At 70.3% G+C, this 5,169-nt stretch carries 2 protein-coding genes and 1 pseudogene; all 3 read left to right on the forward strand.

The annotated features are described in order from the left end of the window. Positions 1–557 precede the first annotated feature (557 nt). Entirely contained in the window at positions 558–2,735 is a 2,178-nt protein-coding gene (locus F1544_RS25965) for a hypothetical protein (protein WP_167588515.1), read from the forward strand. A gap of 776 nt (positions 2,736–3,511) precedes the next feature. Then, positions 3,512–4,714 (forward strand): annotated as a pseudogene (locus F1544_RS22930) (IS110 family RNA-guided transposase); the annotation flags it as partial. A 315-nt stretch (positions 4,715–5,029) separates the two neighbouring features. Then, positions 5,030–5,169, forward strand: a 140-nt coding sequence (locus tag F1544_RS22935) for a helix-turn-helix domain-containing protein (protein ID WP_167587434.1), incomplete at its 3' end; no start/stop codon positions are given.

Genomic DNA, 5,169 nt, shown 5'->3' on the forward strand with positions numbered 1-5,169 from the left:
GGGGGGGGGCAGGCCGCGCCAAGCGCAACAGGCCGCGCGCCATCACCGGCGGCGTCGACAACCTCGACCGCACCACCCTGGACCGCATCCTCACCGCCTGACGGGACACCGCGGCGGCATCCCGGCACGCGCGGGGTGCGCCGACACCCGTCGCCGCGGCCTGGGGGTGACTGGCCTCGCCCGCCGCGCGGGGTGGGCGGCCCTGCGGGCCGGCGATCTGGTGCGAGGGAGTATCCCTCGAGGAGGTCACCACCGCACACGGACGCAGCCGTCGCGCGATCGACGGCCGCGCGGCCGCCATCCTCACCCGACTCACCGGCAAGGAGCACGCGCTCACCCACGCTGCCGAGCTGCTGCGCGCACGCCTTACCCAGGGGGGCAGCACCGCCACCGCTGGGCGGGTCTGAGTTCGACGACCCCCATCACGAGGACAACGCCCGAGCCGGCGGCCGCGAACACTGGGGTCGACGCCCTCGCCTTGGTGCCCGCTGTCTTGGGTGAGACCCCGCTAGACGTCTGGGCCCGGCGTCGGGATCGGCTACCGCCGTGGAGCACCCGTGACCTGGCCGGGACACTTCTCGATCGGCCAGCGTTACGTGACGCAGAAGGCCAAGATCAGGGACGTGGCGCCAGAACAGGTCGACGACGGCCAGAACTCGACCCGGAAGATCGCTGGAGGGCTGAGCGCGCGCGAGTGGCTAGAGATCCTCCTCATCCTGCTGGGTGGTCTCGCAGCTGCCGCCGTGCTGGTGGTGGGGGTCCCGCAATGGCTCGTGAAGGGCGACTACTCCTGCACCACACGTACGCCTGAGCCCACAGCCACCAGCACTTCAGAGGCCACCGTGACTTCTGGCTGTCAGGCACAGGCCGGTGCCGACGGCACCGACGACGAGGCCCTGGATGCGGCGCTTAGCTCAGCGAGGGCCCCCTTCGGCGTCGTGGCCGGCGCTGTACTCGCCGGCGCGGCCGCCTCCATCGGCGTCATCGTCAGCAGCCACAACGCCCGCCTCACCCGTCAGACCATCGACGAGGCCCGCAAGACCAACATGATCACGGAAAAGCGGGACCAGGAGACCGCCGACCGTGAGCGAGCCCGCACCGACGACGAACGGTTCACCACCGCCGTCGAGCAGCTCGGGAACACCTCAGCCTCCGTGCGCTTGGGCGGGTTGTATTCACTCCAACGACTCGCTCTGGCATCTCCTCCCGAGGTGACGGAGACCCCGGGTTCCTCAGCAGCACTGGAACGTCTACCGGTCATCCTCGACATCATCTGCGCCTACCTGCGCCAGCCCTTCCACCATCCACAGCACGACTGGAAGCCTCCCGTCGAGCAAGACGACCCCAGTGCAGATGCCCCGCCACGCGCGTGGTGGCCCACCGACCAGAAGGAACGGGACGAGCGAGACGCCGAGAGGGAAGTCCGCCGGACCGCCGCCCGCCTGATCGCAACGCTGCTCCCTGCGGCCACCTCACCATCCGTCGATCCCGCCTCACCAGCCCCCAGTCCTGCGCCGCTAGGAGTCAACCTCAGCGGAGCGATGCTCGACGAACTTGACCTCACCGGCCGTCATGTCGGCCGCCTACAACTGGATGGTGCGCAAATCAGCGGCGGCCTTGAGCTGAACGGCGCGCACATCGACGGCGACCTCCGGCTGGGCGAGGGCGCGCACATTGGCGGCGACCTCTTCCTTGACGAGGGTGCGCACATCGCCGGCGACGTCCGGCTGGGCGATGGCGCGCACATCGGCGGCGGCCTCTGGCTGGGCGATGGCGCGTACATCGGCGGCGGCCTCCGGCTGGAAAAGGACGCGCACGTCGACGGCAGCCTCGTGCTGGGCCTGCGCGCGCACCTCGGCGGCGGCCTCGTGTTGGGCGGTGGTGCGTACATCGGCGGCGACCTCGTGCTGGCCGATCGTGCGCACGTCGGCCGCAGCCTCGCGCTGGGCGAGGGCGCGCACGTCGGCGGCGGCCTCTGGCTGGGTAGGGGCGCGCACATCGGCGGCGACTTCTTGCTGGAGAAGGGCGCGCACATCGGCGGCGGCCTCCGGCTGGTGGAGGACGCGTACATCGGCGGCGACTTCGTGCTGGAGAAGGACGCGTACATCGGCGGCGACTTCGTGCTGGAGAAGGACGCGTACATCGGCGGCGACTTCATGCTGAAGAAGGACGCGTACATCGGCGGCGACCTCGTGCTGGGCGATCGTGCATACATCGGCCGCAGCCTCGTGCTGGGTGAGGGCGCGCACCTCGGCGGCAGCCTCATGCTGGGTGAGGGCGCGCACCTCGGCGGCGGTCTCCGGCTGGGCGATTGTGCGTACGTCGGCCGCAGCCTCGTGCTGGAGACGGACGCGCACATCGACGGCGACCTCGTGCTGGGCGAGGGCGCGTACATCGGTGGCGGCGTCGTGCTGGGCGATCGTGCGTACGTCGGCCGCAGCCTCGTGCTGGAGACGGACGCGCACATCGACGGCGACCTCGTGCTGGGCGAGGGCGCGTACATCAGCGGCGGCCTCTTCCTTGACAAGGGCACACACATCGACGGCCGCCTCTCGCTGGGCTCGGGCGCGCGATTGGGAGAAGGCTTCCTGCGCCCTGATAGCCGCATGAGGGGCGAGTGGTTCACCGCCGCAGGCGTGCCGGCGAACCAGTCCCAGCCCGAACAGAGGACGTTTGATCTGAACCACGCGGAGCAGAGCGGCCCGGTAGCGGAGCAAGAGTCGACGAGCGAGTAGACGGTGCCGTGGCTTGGCCGCAGCGCGCCGCCCCACATCGGCCCGGATCTCCACCGTGAACATTGGCCTGCCGCGTGGGTGGTGTCCATGCTGTCCGGTCTGGCGTGAGCCGACGCCTTGAGGGCCGGTAGGCCCGGACTCAGGCCCCCACCGCCGTCAGCGTGGGAGGACCGTCCCTGACCGACCACGCGCAGCCCATCTCCGCTTCAAGGCGGTCTTCCCCGCCTCACGGCTGCGGGCAGCTCGTCGACGACCCCGGCCACCGCAGGTGCCTGCCGGCGGCCGGGGCTCACCGGCCGCGCGTCAGCGGCGTAGAGCTGGGCCGCCGGTTCGCAGCGCGCACCTCGATTGCTCTGGACATACCCCGATGCTTCGTGAGGATGTGCACGGCCAGCGGTCGACCAAGGGGGAGCCGACGGCGTTGGTGAGCTGCTGGCGGTGTGCAGCCGGGCCGGTGGGTCCCGCTGTCCCCCTAATGGCGGGGCGAAGATGCGGTCGGACGCCTGTTGACCACCTGAGCTCGACTCCTGCCCACAGACCGCGCGGCGGCCGCGTCCTCGCCTGAGGTGGTGGCGAAGATACCCACGCGGGTCTGCCCGCGTGAGCACTCCCCTCGCTGCCGTGAGCCACGAGCTCTGTCCTCAGCCGCAGGACTCACGCGGGTCCGCCGGAGACCGAACTGCTGATCAGATGCCGAGCCTCGAGCTCTTCCATTAGGGCGCGGTACCCCTCCTGCTCAGACCCGCACGCCATAACCAACAAGCCGAGGAGCACGCGTGCGAATCACCTGCGGGATCGACTGGGCCAGCGACCACCACGACATCGCCCTCGTCGACCAGGACGGCACCCTGATCGCCAAGAGGCGAGTCAACGATGACGCCCAGGGCTACCAACAACTCCTCCAGCTCCTCACCGACGCCGGCGACAGCCCGCAGGCCCCGATCCCCGTGGCCATCGAGACCCCCCGCGGACTCTTCGTGGCCTGCCTGCGCGCCAGCGGCCGCCCCGTGCACGCCATCAACCCACTGTCGGCCTCGCGATACCGGCAACGGCGCCGGGTCACCCGGGCGAAGTCCGACCACGCCGACGCAATGATGCTGGCCAACATCCTGCGCACCGACGCCCACGAGCACCCACCCCTACCCGCCGACACCGAGCAAGCCCGCGCGATCACCGTGCTGGCCCGCGCCCAGCAAGACGCCGTCTGGCGGCGCACCAACCTGGTCAACGAGCTCCGCAGCCACCTACACCAGTACTACCCCGCCGCCCTGGAAGCCTTCGCCGGCCGCGACGAGGGCCTGCACCACGTCGACGCTCTAGGACTCCTCGCCGCAGCCCCTGGCCCCCAAGCCGCAGCGCGCATGACACACGCCCAGATCGCCGCCGCGCTGCGTCGCGGCGGGAGAGTGCGCTACGTCGAGCACCGCGCCCGCCAGCTGCACGAGATCCTGCGCCGCGAGCACCTACACCAGCCACCCCTGCTCGAAGAAGCGATGGCTCACCAGACCAAGGCCCTGGTCGCTCAGCTCCGCGTCGCTTGCGAGGCAGCCCACGACCTCGAGCAAGCCACCGTGAACGCCTTCGACGCCCACCCCGACGCGGTGATCTACCGCAGCCTGCCCGGCGTGGGCGACCTCATCGGCCCGCGACTGCTCGCCGAGATCGGCGACGACCGCACCCGCTTCACCGATGCCCGCGCGCTCAAGGCCTACGCCGGCTCCTCCCCAGTCACCATCGCCAGCGGCAAGACCCACCGCGTCCGCCACCGCAACGTCAAGAACCGACGCCTCAACGCCGTCGGTTACCCCTGGGCCATGGCCGCCATCCACACCTCAGGACCCCGCACCCACTACGACCACCGCCGCGCCACTGGCGACCGGCACACCGCCGCCCTGCGCAACACCTACAACCGGCTCCTGGGCTGCCTGCACCACTGCCTACGAGCGGGCATCCCTTACGACGACGCCCTAGCTTTCAGCAGTGGCATGCATGTCGTCGGCGAGGGAGCGGCCGTCAGCGCGTCAGCTAGCCCGCTTGAGCCTCAAGTACCTCGGGCTTCCCAGCATCTGCTCGAAGCGGGACGCGTGCCCCGAGGGCTGGACATCGAAGATGACGCACTCACCAGCCGCGGCATCAACACCGACCGCGGGACTACCGGTCGGGTCAGCATCCGGTCGCCGCACAGCCTAGGTGTACCCGGCCATGACGTTGGTAGCAGCGTGGCGGCTTGAACGAGGGAGGACCTCCGGGTGGGGTGTGGCTTGTCTAAGGCCCACATCCACCCGGAGGTCCTCGTGGCCCACGCTAATGCCCGCACCACCGTCCATGGCCGGCTCCTGATCGTCCAACGCCATCAAGCCGGCTGGGCCCAAGCTCACATCGCCGCGGCGATGGGCATCTCCCGCAAGTGCGTCAAGACGTGGATCGAGCGCTA

This window comes from Kineococcus rubinsiae (assembly GCF_011839805.1).
GTDB classification, from domain to species: Bacteria; Actinomycetota; Actinomycetes; order Actinomycetales; family Kineococcaceae; genus Kineococcus; species Kineococcus rubinsiae.